At 56.8% G+C, this 12,702-nt stretch carries 12 protein-coding genes; all 12 read left to right on the forward strand.

Translation table 11 applies throughout. From position 1 onward, the window contains the following. The first annotated feature begins 8 nt into the window (after window positions 1–8). A complete protein-coding gene (locus CU103_RS21500) occupies window positions 9–497 on the forward strand; it encodes a flagellar basal body-associated FliL family protein (RefSeq protein ID WP_106666072.1) in 489 nt (162 codons plus the stop codon). Continuing rightward, window positions 494–1,228, forward strand: coding sequence for a flagellar type III secretion system pore protein FliP (gene fliP, locus CU103_RS21505; protein WP_106666073.1), 735 nt, complete (start codon window positions 494–496; stop codon window positions 1,226–1,228). The genes CU103_RS21500 and fliP overlap by 4 nt, the downstream gene beginning before the upstream one ends. 260 nt (window positions 1,229–1,488) lie before the next feature. Continuing rightward, window positions 1,489–2,271, forward strand: coding sequence for a flagellin N-terminal helical domain-containing protein (locus CU103_RS21510; protein WP_106666074.1), 783 nt, complete (start codon window positions 1,489–1,491; stop codon window positions 2,269–2,271). A 129-nt stretch (window positions 2,272–2,400) separates the two neighbouring features. Next, complete coding sequence (fliF, locus tag CU103_RS21515; protein WP_245448931.1) at window positions 2,401–4,047, forward strand: flagellar basal-body MS-ring/collar protein FliF; 1,647 nt, start codon at window positions 2,401–2,403, stop codon at window positions 4,045–4,047. After that, a complete protein-coding gene (locus tag CU103_RS21520) occupies window positions 4,047–4,700 on the forward strand; it encodes a hypothetical protein (RefSeq protein ID WP_106666076.1) in 654 nt (217 codons plus the stop codon). The genes fliF and CU103_RS21520 overlap by 1 nt, the downstream gene beginning before the upstream one ends. Further along, a complete protein-coding gene (locus CU103_RS21525) occupies window positions 4,697–5,944 on the forward strand; it encodes a MotB family protein (protein ID WP_106666077.1) in 1,248 nt (415 codons plus the stop codon). Before CU103_RS21520 ends, CU103_RS21525 begins: the two co-directional genes overlap by 4 nt. Further along, complete coding sequence (locus CU103_RS21530; protein ID WP_106666078.1) at window positions 5,941–7,149, forward strand: chemotaxis protein MotC; 1,209 nt, start codon at window positions 5,941–5,943, stop codon at window positions 7,147–7,149. The genes CU103_RS21525 and CU103_RS21530 overlap by 4 nt, the downstream gene beginning before the upstream one ends. Next, window positions 7,146–8,360: a flagellar hook-length control protein FliK gene (locus CU103_RS21535; protein WP_106666079.1), complete on the forward strand. Its 1,215-nt coding sequence runs from the start codon at window positions 7,146–7,148 to the stop codon at window positions 8,358–8,360. The genes CU103_RS21530 and CU103_RS21535 overlap by 4 nt, the downstream gene beginning before the upstream one ends. Continuing rightward, window positions 8,293–8,892 (forward strand): transglycosylase SLT domain-containing protein, encoded by a 600-nt coding sequence (locus tag CU103_RS21540; RefSeq protein WP_425350631.1) that lies wholly within the window; start codon window positions 8,293–8,295, stop codon window positions 8,890–8,892. The genes CU103_RS21535 and CU103_RS21540 overlap by 68 nt, the downstream gene beginning before the upstream one ends. Window positions 8,893–9,121: 229 nt before the next feature. Continuing rightward, a complete protein-coding gene (gene ftcR, locus CU103_RS21545; protein WP_106666080.1) occupies window positions 9,122–9,793 on the forward strand; it encodes a flagellar transcriptional regulator FtcR in 672 nt (223 codons plus the stop codon). 123 nt (window positions 9,794–9,916) lie between these two features. Next, window positions 9,917–11,197 carry a flagellar hook protein FlgE gene (locus CU103_RS21550; RefSeq protein WP_106666081.1) on the forward strand — a complete coding sequence of 427 codons (1,281 nt, stop codon included), beginning with the start codon at window positions 9,917–9,919 and terminating at the stop codon, window positions 11,195–11,197. Between the two features lie 31 nt (window positions 11,198–11,228). Further along, window positions 11,229–12,701 carry a flagellar hook-associated protein FlgK gene (flgK, locus tag CU103_RS21555; RefSeq protein ID WP_106666082.1) on the forward strand — a complete coding sequence of 491 codons (1,473 nt, stop codon included), beginning with the start codon at window positions 11,229–11,231 and terminating at the stop codon, window positions 12,699–12,701. Window position 12,702: the final 1 nt, after the last annotated feature.

The following is a 12,702-nucleotide window of genomic DNA, read 5'->3' on the forward strand; positions in this document are numbered from 1 at the left end:
CGAGGAAAATGAGCAGCCTTGCTGAAGACTCCCCTTTGCCATCCAAAGGCCCCTCGATCCTCGCCCTGATAGCGGTTGTCGCGGTGTTGACCTTGATTGCAGCTGCAGGCGGCTGGTTCCTTGGCACACAGCTTGGATTGGCAGTCCCGGGAGCTGATGCGATGACGCCAGACAGCAACAAGAGGCCGCCTGGAGTGGAGATTCCCACCGGCAGTGTCGTGCCGCTCAAGCCGATCCTTACCAATGTGAAAATTCCGCAGGACGTTTGGATCAGGCTTGAAGCAGGGGTTGTCGCGCGTCCTGGGGAAAAGATATCCGATGAACTTGCGGCAACGGTTGCCGGTGATTTCATGGCGTTCCTGCGCACGGTCAATCTGATGCAGTTGCGTGGTCCGGCCGGGCTCGAATACCTACGAATGGATCTGCAGGAAAGGGCGCGTATGCGCTCTGAAGGCAAGATCGAGCAAGTGTACATCTGGGCGCTGGTGATGGAATGAAACGACGTTTTCTGACCCCTTTGCTGCTGTTGATTTTCAGCGGCACGGCAATGGCCCAGACATCGATACTCGAGGGCCTGATTCCGCCCGGGAGCGCCTCGACCAGCGGCCAGATCATCCAGATGCTGGCCGTACTGACGGTCCTGTCGATTGCGCCGGGACTGTTGATTATGGTCACCAGTTTTACCCGTTTCGCCATTGCTTTTTCGATGTTGCGCGCCGGTCTTGGCCTGCAGACCACTCCCGCCAATCTGGTGATGATCAGTCTTGCGCTGTTCATGACATTCTATGTCATGGCTCCCGTTTTCGACCGGGCCTGGCAAAATGGCGTGCAGCCGCTGGTCAACAATCAGATTACGCAGGAAGTGGCGATGAACGAAATCACGACGCCATTTCGCGAATTCATGCTGCGGCAGGTGCGTGACAAGGATTTGCGGCTGTTCGAGGATCTGGCGGATGAATCGTTCCGCACCAAGGCCAATGAAGTGGTCGATTTGCGCATCCTTATCCCGGCATTCATGATTTCGGAACTGCGCCGTGGCTTCGAGATCGGCTTTCTGATCGTTCTGCCGTTTCTGGTGATCGATCTGATCGTGGCAACGTTGACCATGTCGATGGGCATGATGATGCTGCCGCCAACGGTCCTCTCACTCCCGTTCAAGATCCTGTTTTTTGTGCTGATCGATGGCTGGAATATCCTGGTTGGAAGCCTGATCCGCTCGTATACCTAGGATCGACTAGGATTGGGTGCGATATTTTTATAGAACGCCCTTCGGGCCGCTGCGTGAAACCGGCCCGCCTTATTGTCCAGCCAGGGAATTTTGCATCGTATAAAAAGCAAGACCCCTTGTTATTAAAACGGTAATACATTAGTCGTACTCATCACACCATGACGGGTTGTCGTTGCGACAACAGGCATCATGCCGCTCCGTCATGCCGGTGAGAACCCGGTATGTCCCCATCAAAAATATCTCATTAGGGGCTTCATCCCATGGCTAGCATTCTTACAAACGCGTCAGCAATGACAGCGCTGCAGACACTCAACTCCACCAACAAGAACCTCGCTACCACGCAGGACCGCATTGCGACCGGACAGCGCGTTGCTCAGGCCTCTGACAATGCCGCTTACTGGTCAATCGCGACCGGCATGCGCACCCAGAATTCGGCCCTGTCTGCAGTCAAGGACGGCCTTGGTCTTGGTGCTTCCATCGTTGACACTGCTTATACTGCATTGAATGACGCGATCAAAATCGCCCAGGACATTCAGGCTAAGTATGTCGCCCGTGAAACACCAGGCACCGACACGGCCGTTATCGATGCAGACATCGCACAGTCGAAGGCGCAGATCGACGAAATGGCAAAGGGTGCGACCTTCCAGGGTGTCAACCTGCTTGCAACCGGTGCGACAGCTCAGAACGTCGTTACAGGTTATACAGCTGGTACCGGCGTCACCACGATGGCCGTTTCGGCCTATGTGCTTGAAGGGACTTTGACTGCCGCAACAACCTCTGTGGCTGTCGGAACCGCCATTGATGCCATGAAAGCCGCCGCTGCTTCTCTCGGCTCGGCAAAGACACGCATCAACACGCAGCAGTCCTTCACCGGGAACCTGATGGACGCGATCGATCGCGGCGTTGGCCAGCTCGTTGATGCCGACATGAACGCAGAATCGGCTCGTCTGTCGGCTCTCCAGGTTCAGCAGCAGCTCGGTATCCAGGCTCTGTCGATTGCCAATTCGAGCAATCAGAGCATCCTGTCGCTGTTCCGCGGCTAATACGTTCGTTCTTTTGGAATGCAAATTCGGGCCACGCTTCGCGCGTGGCCCCTTTTCGTTCTTGCGGCGCTCTAACTTCGCGCAAGCTTCGCCGTTTATGGTTCCGCCACGCGATTGTGGTGGGTGTTGATGGAAAAGAATATTAGGCAGACGTTTGAGCAGCTGTTCGCAGGCATGAAGAAGCTTGGCGCGCGGCGCCTCATCGCTCTTGGAATTGTCGGGATTACGCTGTTCAGCGCTATTCTCGTATCGAGTATCTATCTCAACCGCCCGCAATACGAGACCCTTTACGTTGGGCTCAGCCGCGACGATGTCAACCGTATGGGCATGGCCCTTGGTGAAGCGGGCATCCTCTTCGATGTGAAGTCGGACGGCACATCCATCCTTGTTCCCTTTGGCAAGGCCGATCAGGCACGCATGTATCTGGCGGAGAAAGGTCTGCCCACCAGCAACAATGCCGGTTACGAACTTTTCGATAATATGGGCTCACTGGGCCTGACTTCCTTCATGCAGGAAATTACCCGGGTTCGCGCGCTTGAGGGCGAGATTTCCCGAACCATCCAGGCCCTGCGCGGCATAAAGGCGGCGCGCGTTCACATCGTTCTGCCCGAAAAGGGCAGTTTTCGCCGTGGCGATCAGGCGCCATCGGCTTCGGTCGTCATTCGTACCGAAGGTGATTTTGCAACCGAATCCGCTCAGTCGATCCGTCAGCTGGTCGCGGCCGCGGTGCCGCAGCTCACCGCTGCCGAGGTAACAATCCTCGACACCAACGGTCGTCTGCTGGCATCGAAGGACGACGGCACCAATGCAGGGGCAGTCATGTCGGCGACACTCGAGCAGAATGTCTCAGCGTCGGTGGATGAAAATATTCGCAAGGCACTCGCGCCTTATCTCGGCGTTGGCCATTTCCAGACCAGTGTTCAGGTCGCGCTTGATACCGACCGGCGCCAGACCAACGAAACCGTGTTCGATCCAGAATCGCGCGTCGAGCGCTCGGTACGGGTGGTGCGGGAAAGCGGTGATTCGAAGAACTCGACCAGTGACAATGCAACGGGTGTCGAACAGAACATTCCGCAGGAAGAAATTGCCAGCAAGAATGGGGACAGTTCGACAGAAAAGACCGACAAGCGCGAGGAACTGACCAACTATGAACTCAATTCAAAGACGGTCTCCACAGTAAGCGACAGTTACCAGATCAAACGGCTTTCGATCGCGGTCGTCATCGATCAGGCGCGGCTGATGGCAACGGCCGGCGTCACACCTGTTCCAGACAAATTCGTCGAGCAACAGATTGCCAAGATTACCGAACTCGTGGCCACCGCGGCCGGGCTCGACCAGAAACGAGGCGACGTCATCAATGTGACGGCGGTCAACTTCATGGAAGCAACGAACGAACAGCTGGAGCCGGCCTCCACCCCGGTATCAGAGATGATCTTGCGCCAGGCCGGCAGTTTCGTAAATGCCGCCGCACTCATTGCCGCTGTTGCGCTCGTCATCTGGTTCGGTGTTCGTCCGTTGATGCGAGAAATGGGCAAGTCTGAGGATGTCCCGCAATTGGCATTGGGATCGGACGTTACGATCCCCAATCTTGCCAACGCGACAAATCTGCCGGCTGTGGCACCTGTGCGCACCGAACACAGTCAACCCTATGATGATCTCAGTGAGCTTAGGCGGCGCATGCGCGTGCCGGCGCAAAACCGGCTCGAGCAGATGATTGATATGGACGAGGAGCGTGTGGCGGCGATCCTGAAGCAATGGGTTCACGAGGCAGCGTGATGGCCGCTCGATCGATCGCCAGCGTGCTGACCGACTTCACGCCAAGACATGTGCCGGCTGACCGCGTCACGGTTTTTACCGGGACGGGCAAAGAACGACCGCCGGAAGAGATGGCAGAGCCGCGCGAAGACATTGTCGACATCATCGACTACGAACTGAAGGTCAAAGAAGCCTTCGCAGCGGGGCTTCAATCGGGTCAATCGGAGGCGGCAGTTCTGTTCGAGGCCGAAAAGATACGGCTCGAGCGCGAGTTTCAGGAGCAACTGGCCGCAGCCGATGCGCATTTCCTCGAACAGACCGGTGAGCGCATAGCCACGCAGATCAGCCAGGGCCTTGCCGCGATTGCAGCGGATCTGTCGGGATTGTTTGCGGCCGTGCTTACCCCATTGGTCGAAGAAAACCTGCGCGAGCGGACGATTGCGGGTTTTGTCGGCGAAGTGGAGCGGCTGACCACAGGGCTTGAAGGTCTGGCTGTCCATGTCACCGGACCCCGCCATCTTCTGGATGCGTTGCGCAGGCGACCGGAGATCGACCCGATGCGCTTTACCTTTGCCGAAGCCCAGCAGCCGGAATTGTCGTTGAAGCTGGATGATGCGGTCATCGAGACGCGGCTTGGCCGCCTGATTGACGCGTTGAAGGATCCGAACCGATGAACATTGACCCCGAAACGCATCGTGAAATCGTCATTGTTCGCCGTGGTCGTGGTGACGGTGAGGAAGGCCATCACGGCGGCGTGTGGAAAATCGCGTATGCCGACTTCATGACTGCCATGATGGCGTTCTTTCTGGTCATGTGGCTCATCAATGCTGCCAATGAAGAAACGAAGGCGGCGGTTGCCAGCTACTTCAATCCAGTCAAGCTCATGGACCGCCAAGCACGACCAAAAGGCATCGAGGAGACGGAAAACGAGGAAGGCAAGGTTCGCTTCGAGCGCCCGGACTCCAACGATCCCGAAACCAAAAGCGCCCGCAATGAGAAACAGGTCGAGCCGGTGCCGGACAAGGAAGAGCGGCAAATCTTCAAAGATCCCTACGCGGTTCTTGCTGAAATTGCGACAGATTCCGGGGTTCTGCAAAACCTCTCGCCGAAAGGCGAGGGCGGTTCCAATCAGGCTGGACCCTCGACCGGCGCTGAGGGCGGCGATGCCTATCGCGATCCATTCAACCCCAATTATTGGTCTACCCATGTGGAGGATGAGATATTTCCGCTGACGGACAGTCCCCCTGTTCCCCCGCCCTCGCACGACAATAAATTCGAGGAAGCGGAAAAGAAGGTGGATACCCAGACGCAAGAGGCCGCCCTGGAGAAGCGCATCAAGGGCGGCGAACCAATGGCTGCAACCAAGACCTCTGCTCCCAAAGAGATTAAGCCTTTGGATCCGGGCAAAGAGGTGTCCGCACAAAAGGACGAGGAAAAACCTGACGCAGCGCAAGTGGCGTCAGCGCGTGAGCTTGCTGCGGAGATAGCAAAAAAGACGAGCGCCGCGAGTGATGAAAAAGCGCCCGATATTACCGTTGTACCCACGCATGACGGCGTCATGATCCAGCTTACCGACAAGGTTGACTATGGCATGTTTGCCATCGGCTCAGCAAAACCCGACAAGCGGGTTGTTCAGGTTCTTGATGAAATCGCCAAGCTCATCGCCACCCGCAAGGGTGACGTTATTATCAGCGGGCATACCGATGCACGGCCCTTCAAAAGTGAGACCTATGACAATTGGCGACTGTCGTCCGCACGGGCCCACATGGCTTACTACATGCTCACGCGAGGCGGGTTGGACGCCAAGCGCATTTTGCGCGTGGAAGGATATGCTGACCGGGATCCGAAGATTGCAGCCGATCCCTACGCCGCGCAAAACAGGCGCATCGACATCTTCCTGAAAACGGCCACCAGATGATGGTCCGGCGCACCATGCAATGGCTGTTTTTCGGCTTCGTCAGCCTGCCATTGGCCACGGCGAGCGCACAGGTCAATTCGCCGGCACCCGAACCCTACCTCTTGGTAAGGTCGATGCGCATGTTGCAGGATCAGGTGGCTTCGGGAAGGCCCGAGGCACTGCCGATGCTCAACCGTGTTCTTGGCCATATTGCCGAGCAACTGCGGTCGGCCAAGCCGGAAGTCTGGCAAAAGCCCGCCAATGCCTATGCCATCTTCGTGTACCTTCTCAACGGCGGCAATCCGGAGGTCGTGCGCACGATTTTGACGTCGGCGAAACTCGAGCAGATTGCCCCCAAACTCATAGCAGGATCACTCGCCTATGCCGATGGCGATTCCCTTCGCGTCATCGAGAATTTCCAGGAATTGCCGGCCGATGTTCCAAGCGAGCTTGCCGCTTCGATTTATCTGGTGACCGCAACCCAGCTTTCGGCAATCGATGCAGGAACAGCGCTCAAGCGGCTGGACTATATCCGTCTCAATGCGCCCGGCACCCTGCTTGAGGAGGCGGCGCTGCGGCGGGGGCTGATTATCGCCGCCCGGCTCGGTGACAAGGACAAGGTCCGCCTGCTGGCTCGCAACTATTTACAGCGCTTCACCTTCTCGCCCTATTCGGAAGACTTCTTTCGCCAGCTGGTCGATGCTTTGATGGAGCTGAAAGACAAAATCGGCAATGACGAAATCGAGGAGATTGCTTCACTTGCATGGCCGGGCGCGCGCTTGCCGTTTTATCTGCGACTGGCACGCGGTGCCATCGTGAGCGGCAATCTCTCCCGTGCCCGCTATATTTCCGAGCGTGCCGATGTGCTGGCCGTTGCCCTTAAGACCGACGACACGCAGGCAAAGCTTTATTTGGCGATAAGCAATGTCGGCTCGGACAAGACTGGTGAGGCCAAATACGTGCTCTCGAAATTGCCAAGGGAACGGCTCCACGATCGCGATGTCAAGCTTTTGGACGCAGCGACGGCCATGGCAGGCAAAATCCTCGCACAGCCGGTTCCGCAGATGGAGACGCCGCAACAGGCGGCCGTCAAAATGGCTCCTTCGCCCGCCAGCGCCCCGGCCAGGGCCGAGGCCATTGCGCTTGAACCAGCAGATCCCATTATTGATGAGACACGAAAGAAACTCGACGCCATCGACGCGCTTCTCGGGAAGGCCAGGAAATGACCATTGGAGCTGACATGCCCCTTAAATCGCAGTTCGAAGCGCTTGTCCGTGATACCGGCAAGGGAAGCCGTGCAAACGATGAAAAAATGCCCAAGCAAGAGCGCGCGCTGGATTTCAAGACGATGGTGAAGGTTGCGCTACCAAAGCTGAAGCTTGATAGGGATGGTGCGTCGGACGAAGAAATACCTGCCAAGGTCGACGAAACCGGCGAACCAGACCAGATCAAATCATCCACGGTTTCTGTTCAAGGCGTGTTTGGTCAGACAATTCTGGCTTTAGAGCAATTGCTTGAAAGGCAGCGTGACGATCAAGGCGATCAAGCGGCGGCTCCGATCAAGATACCGGAATCGGAAGACGCTGAATCAATCATATCTGCGGCCAAAACCGTGCCGGCAACGGTCGACAAGGTCAAGGGACAAGAAGCGCCGTTTCCCGATGACAAGACGGCATCGCCGGCACAGGCGGGGACAAAACCGATGGCGGATCTGCCTGATGTGGAACCTGTGCCGCAAGCGGTCAAATCACGGCCCGCACCCGCGCCGGTCTCAGTCGGTGACGCAGTGGCGCAAGTGCCAGAAGCCAGGAATGGCAAGGGAACGACGCTGGAGCAGTGGGCAGCGCCAGTCATGCATACATCGGCTACAACGCCGCCGGTTTCGGCCCAGGCAGAAACAAGACTGGCCACAGTACCTGTGGCCGTCACACCGCAACCGGCAAGCCGCCCGCAGGTCACCGCGGTTCAGATCCTCTCCGATCGCACCACCGGAGCCGCCAGAACGCTGGTGGTTCAATTGCAACCGATCGAACTTGGAACGGTCACGGCGCGGTTACGGCTAACGCCCGAAGGCATGCATATCCAGCTGACAGCGGAGACCAAGGCGATGGCAGAGCATCTTGCCAAGGACCACGACGCCCTCGGCAAGGCCTTGCAGCGGGCGGGTGTAGCTGATGATGCTTCCCTGGTCACCATCTCGGTGGTTGATCGCTCCAGCGCCATCTCGAACACAGCGGCAGGACAGCAGAATTTGGCCGGACAGGAGCAACAGAGCAGCGCGCGTGGCAACGGTCAAAGCCATTCCGGATTTCAGGAAACGTCTGACGACCGCTCAACGCCTCAACAGCCTTTTGGAGACAGTCTAGCGGATGAACGCGAGGAAAAATTGGCGAGAGCGGATATGGAATACAATCTTTCACGCTCTTTGGTTGTCTAGTGTCCTTCTCTCTTGCCACCCCGTTTTCGCCGAGAATGCCTGTGAGCGCGAAATGCAGCGCGCAGCGACAAAATACGACATTCCCATCGGCATTCTCTATGCGGTCGGACTGACTGAGACCGGGCATAAGGACTCGCTGCAACCCTATGCCATGAACATCGACGGCAAGGCTTTCTTCATGGCATCCGCAGCGGCTGCGCTGACAAAATTCAACCAGGCACAGTTGCAGGGTGCAAGGCTCATCGATCTTGGATGCATGCAAATAAACCATCTTTATCACGCCGATGCCTTTGCCTCGGTAACGGCAATGCTCGACCCTGCAGCCAATGTAGACTATGCCGCGCGCTTCCTGAAACAACTGCGTTTTCGCGAGGGAAGCTGGACCTTGGCTGTTGCCCGTTATCATGCGGGACCCAACAACGACCCTGCGCAGAAATATTATGTTTGCCGCGTCATGGACAATATGGTCGCTTCGGGCTTTGGAAACTGGACGGCAAATGCCCGCATGTTTTGCGGTAAGTGGCGGCGTTAATACTCGGTAATAAAACGTGAATTTGTTTCAAGAGGCATGTTTTGTTAAGGTTTCAGCCATAGACGTTTTGCTCGCCGGACGAGCTTCTCGCTAACGCAAAAATCTCCTTCAAAAAGTTATTTCGGACTCCCAATAAATTAGGTGCAATTAATTGGGAATTGTCGCCGAGTCATCAGCCCCGCTAGGTGTGTACTGCTTGGGGCAACTTATTGATTCGGAAGGTGGGATTGTGATCGTAGTCGTCGACGAACGAAGTCTGGTGACGAGTGGGTATTCGGCGTGGTTCGCCCGTGAGGGCATAACAACAACAGGGTTCGCTCCCGATGATTTTGGCGATTGGGTCGCCACTGTCCAGGAGAGCGACATTATGGCAGTTGAGGCGTTTCTCATAGGGGAATGTGCCAATCGCAGCCAGTTTCCACATAAAATTCGTGAACGCTGTTCGGCGCCGGTCATCGCCGTCAACGAGACGCAGTCACTGGAAAATACGCTGGAGCTCTTCCAGGCTGGCGTGGACGATGTCGTTCGCAAGCCAATGCACGTGCGCGAAATCCTGGCACGGATCAATGCGATCCGCCGCCGGTATGGCAATGGCGGCACTGGCACCCAGATCGGTCCCATCCGCGTCTTTTCCGATGGCCGCGATCCGCAGATCAACGGCGTCGATTTTTCGCTGCCCCGCCGTGAGCGCCGCATCCTTGAGTATCTGATCGCCAACCGCGGACGCCGGCTCAACAAAGCGCAGATATTCAGTGCGATCTACGGCATTTTCGACAGCGATGTCGAGGAAAGCGTCGTTGAAAGTCACATCAGCAAGCTGCGCAAAAAATTGCGTGAGCAGCTTGGGCATGACCCGATCGATTCCAAACGCTTTCTCGGCTACTGCATCAATCTCGACTGAATGATTTTTCGCCACTGGCGGATAGTCGAATCCAACGATCCCGTAAGGAATGCAGAGCGTCAGCTTCGCGCAAGTATCGCACGATAACGATCTTGTACGCAGTTGTGGCGCAAGGAGACGGATATGAGCCTTTACGGAATGATGCGAACCGGTATATCGGGCATGAATGGCCAGGCCAACCGCCTGTCGACCGTGTCAGATAACATCGCCAATTCCAGCACGACCGGATACAAGCGGGCCAGCACCGAGTTCTCTTCGCTTGTCCTTCCAAGTTCCGGCGGCGAATACAATTCCGGCGGTGTCGAAACGACAGTGCGCCATCATATCTCCGATGACGGATCGCTGCGTTACACGACCTCATCGACGGATCTGGCCCTGCAGGGCAATGGCTTTTTCATTGTCAACAATGCGAACGGCACGCCCTACCTTACCCGCGCCGGCTCCTTCGTGCCCGATGCCCAGGGCAATCTGGTCAATACTGGTGGCTACTATTTGATGGGCTATCCCATCACGAACGGCAACGTGAACCCCGTGGCCAACGGTTACCAGGGGCTCGAGAAGGTCAACATCGCGCAAAACGACCTGATCGCCGATCCGAGCCGTCTTGGCACATTCACAGCCAATCTGCCGGCAGGCGCTTCTGTCATTGCGGCAGCCGACCGGCCTCCGACAAACACCACAGCGTCGGCTCAGTACACCGCCAAGACCTCTGTTCAGACTTTTGACAATCTCGGCAATGTCGTCGTGCTTGATCTCTATTTTACCAAGACCGCGTATGACGCTGCGACCAATACATATACCTGGGAAGCTGCGGCCTATAATCATGCCAATGCCGCCGCTACCGGCGGCTTTCCCTATACTCCCGCGGCGCCAATAACGACGGAAACCTACACATTCGACGGTATTACTGGCAAACTTACCTCGACCGACAAATCCATTTCGGTGCAAATTCCCAACGGCCAGCTGCTGGAAATCGACTTCTCTGCCACCAAGCAACTGGCCGGCGACTATACGCCGATCGAGGTAAAGATTGACGGTAACTCGCCAAGTCCGATCGACAATGTCGACATCGGCGATGATGGCACCGTCATGGCCATCTACAAGAACGGCGCAAAGCGCGCGATCTACAAGATCGCTTTGGCGGACGTGCCAAGCCCTGACAATCTTCTCGTCCTGTCAGGCAACGTGTTTTCGACAAGCGCGGATTCCGGTGATGTGCAGATCGGCTTTGCCGGCAGCGGCAGTTTCGGCAGCTTGAGTTCAGGTGCACTCGAACAATCGACTGCCGATATCGCGCAGGATCTGACGGACATGATCGAAGCTCAGAGAAACTACACGGCAAATTCCAAGGTCTTCCAGACCGGGGCGGATTTGATGGACGTGCTCGTCAATCTGAAAAGGTAGCTGAATTTCTAATGGCGATTGGACCAAGGGCATGTCACTAACTTCGGCGCTCCTCACTGCTCAGAGTGCTCTTACGACCGTATCGAAACAGACCGCGTTGGTATCGCGCAATATTGCGGGTGCCAACGATCCGAATTTTTCGCGGCGTATTGGCTCGGTGGTCAGTGGGCCCGGTGGTTTGACCTATCTTTCGGTGACCCGTTCGGCCGATGCTGCGCTCATGTCCAAATACATCGAGACCAACAGCCAGCTTGGTGCGTCCGACACGCTTCAGGGCGGCCTTGACCGGCTTTCGGGTATCTATTCTGCCAATGACGCTTCGGGCGCGCCGAGTGCACTGCTTGGGGATTTACGCGATTCATTGCAGCTCTATGCTTCCCAGCCGGGCAATACCACGGTTGGACAAGCGGCGGTGGCAAAAGCCGTCGATCTGGCCGCTGCGCTGAACACAGGTTCTGCAGAGGTCCAGAAACTCCGCCAGGATGCCGATACCGACATCAGTGACTCGGTCAAGAACCTCAACACGCTTCTGGCGAAATTCGAAGCCGTCAATACGCGTGTCGTCAATGGGACGCGGTCCGGTGCCGACGTGGCGGACGCTCTCGACGAGCGTGATGGATTGCTCAAGCAAATTTCTGGCGAAATCGGCATTACCACGCTGACGCGCGGCGATAACGACATGGTGGTCTTTGCGCAGTCCGGCGTGACCCTGTTCGAGGGATCCGCTCGCACCGTGAGTTTTACACCGACAAGTGCCTTTAGCGCGGGCACGTCGGGTAACCAGGTCTATGTCGACGGCGTGCCGCTGACGCATGATACGTTCCAGCAGCCCTATGGCACGGGCCGCCTCAGCGGCCTGTTGCAGTTGCGCGACCAGATCGCCCCAGACTATCAAAATCAGCTCGACGAAATCGCGCGCAGCCTGGTCAGCATGTTTGCTGAAAAGGACCAGATCCCGCCGCTGACACTGCCGACAGTGCCGGGCCTGTTCACCTATGCTGGTGCTCCGGCAATGCCGGCCGATGGAACAATTGCTCCCGGCATAGCTGGAACGATCAAGGTTTCGTCAGCATACATATTGAGCGAAGGGGGAAATCCGGCGCTGCTTCGTGATGGCGGTACGGTGCCGGCCAACCCTGACTATGTGCAAAATCCGGATGGTTCGGCGGGTTACTCCGCGCGCCTGCAGGAGCTGATCGGCGCGATCAGCGCGCCGCGCGGCTATGATCCCGCCGCAGGCGCTGGCAACAACAAGAGCCTGCTCGATTTTTCGGCAGCCTCAATCAGTTTACTCGAAGCCAAGCGCCAGTCAGTGACCCAGACGAACGAATATAATGGCATTCTGGCATCACGGGCGAGCGATGCGATTTCCAACGTGAGCGGTGTGAATATTGATACGGAGATGGCTGCGATGCTTGATCTTGAACACTCCTATCAAGCGTCGGCGAAGATCCTTTCCACGATCGACAACATGTTCAAAGAACTCCTTCAGGCGGCGTCATAGC

The sequence above is a fragment of the Phyllobacterium sophorae genome (assembly GCF_003010965.1).
Taxonomy (GTDB): domain Bacteria; phylum Pseudomonadota; class Alphaproteobacteria; order Rhizobiales; family Rhizobiaceae; genus Phyllobacterium; species Phyllobacterium sophorae.

Coding starts and splice junctions, on each gene's coding strand:
- CU103_RS21500 (WP_106666072.1), top strand. CDS start 9: ATGAGCAGCCTTGCTGAAGACTCCCCTTTGCCATCCAAAGGCCCCTCG.
- CU103_RS21520 (WP_106666076.1), top strand. CDS start 4,047: ATGGCCGCTCGATCGATCGCCAGCGTGCTGACCGACTTCACGCCAAGA.
- CU103_RS21535 (WP_106666079.1), top strand. CDS start 7,146: ATGACCATTGGAGCTGACATGCCCCTTAAATCGCAGTTCGAAGCGCTT.
- CU103_RS21540 (WP_425350631.1), top strand. CDS start 8,293: ATGAACGCGAGGAAAAATTGGCGAGAGCGGATATGGAATACAATCTTT.
- CU103_RS21530 (WP_106666078.1), top strand. CDS start 5,941: ATGATGGTCCGGCGCACCATGCAATGGCTGTTTTTCGGCTTCGTCAGC.
- CU103_RS21510 (WP_106666074.1), top strand. CDS start 1,489: ATGGCTAGCATTCTTACAAACGCGTCAGCAATGACAGCGCTGCAGACA.
- CU103_RS21550 (WP_106666081.1), top strand. CDS start 9,917: ATGAGCCTTTACGGAATGATGCGAACCGGTATATCGGGCATGAATGGC.
- fliP (WP_106666073.1), top strand. CDS start 494: ATGAAACGACGTTTTCTGACCCCTTTGCTGCTGTTGATTTTCAGCGGC.
- flgK (WP_106666082.1), top strand. CDS start 11,229: ATGTCACTAACTTCGGCGCTCCTCACTGCTCAGAGTGCTCTTACGACC.
- fliF (WP_245448931.1), top strand. CDS start 2,401: ATGGAAAAGAATATTAGGCAGACGTTTGAGCAGCTGTTCGCAGGCATG.
- CU103_RS21525 (WP_106666077.1), top strand. CDS start 4,697: ATGAACATTGACCCCGAAACGCATCGTGAAATCGTCATTGTTCGCCGT.